Source organism: Amycolatopsis sp. NPDC003676 (assembly GCF_053587275.1).
Window position 1 is genome coordinate 1 of sequence record NZ_JBSFNS010000422.1, and the last position, 1,061, is coordinate 1,061.

Here is a 1,061-nt window from a genome sequence, read left to right on the forward strand (position 1 = left end):
CGCGGCGAGGTCGGTCCAGTTCGTGGACGATCCGCCGAGCCCGTGCACGTACACCGCGGGCGTGCCGTCGGGACCGGGCGTGTGCCGGATGTGCAGGCGTCATATCCCCGTTCGGCGAACAACGCGCGACCGATCTCGATCAGCTGCTGCCGCCGTTGCGTTCCGGTCATCCTCGGTCTGGTAGGACGCCCCGACTCCGTCGACGACATGCTCCCCCGCCTCTCCGTGATTTCGGCTCACGAGATCTGTACGTGCGTTCCAGAAGGCTAACAACGGGCCGGGCGGGTGCTCGCGACAGGCGTACACAAGATTCGCCGGGTGGCGGGATCATGTGCGAGGATCATGCCGTGCCGTAGCACAGTGGTGGGCTCTCACGGCCCACTGGTGTGGCGATCCGCCGTAGTGTAATGGCAGCACCTCTGATTTTGGTTCAGATAGTTCAGGTTCGAGTCCTGGCGGCGGAGCACACGGACACAGTGACGTATCGTCGGCCCGCACCATCACCGACCGAACCCGCCACAGCACACTCGCTGACAGGCAGCCGAGGGAGATCCATGCCACCGCAGACCGCCGTCGTCGTTCTCGCCGCTGGTGCCGGGACGCGAATGCGGTCGAAGACTCCGAAAGTGCTGCACCCATTGGCCGGTCGGTCGATGCTCTCGCACGCGCTGCACGCCGCCGCCGAGATCGACCCCACCCATCTGATCACCGTGGTCGGCCACGACCGCGACAAGGTCGGCGCCGCCGTCGCCGAGGTGGGCAAGGAACTCGGCCGCGAGATCGTCTGCGCGGTGCAGGAGGAGCAGCTCGGTACCGGCCACGCGGTGCAGTGCGCGCTGGACTCGGTGCCTGCGGACTTCGACGGCGACCTGCTCGTCACCTCGGCCGACGTCCCGCTGCTGGACGGGCACACCCTCGCCGCGCTGCTCGACGAGCACCGCAGCTACGCCGAGCGCCCCGCGGTCACCGTGCTGACCTTCGTCCCCGACGACGCCAACGGCTACGGCCGGATCGTGCGCGATGTCGACGGCCAGGTCGCCGAGATCGTCGAGCACGCCGAC

General features: G+C 68.1%; 1 protein-coding gene, 1 tRNA gene and 1 pseudogene. 2 read left to right on the forward strand and 1 reads right to left on the reverse strand.

The features are described 5' to 3' along the window. A pseudogene (locus ACWDNU_RS46915) lies at positions 1 to 96 on the reverse strand (alpha/beta hydrolase); the annotation flags it as partial. A gap of 297 nt (positions 97 to 393) precedes the next feature. On the opposite strand from ACWDNU_RS46915, the gene ACWDNU_RS46920 reads away from it, so the two are divergent. Both ACWDNU_RS46920 and ACWDNU_RS46925 read left to right on the forward strand, forming a co-directional pair. Further along, positions 394 to 464: transfer RNA gene (locus ACWDNU_RS46920), tRNA-Gln, on the forward strand. Positions 465 to 554: 90 nt separating this feature from the next. Continuing rightward, positions 555 to 1,061: NTP transferase domain-containing protein (locus ACWDNU_RS46925; RefSeq protein ID WP_449673590.1), on the forward strand; the 507-nt coding region annotated here is incomplete at its 3' end.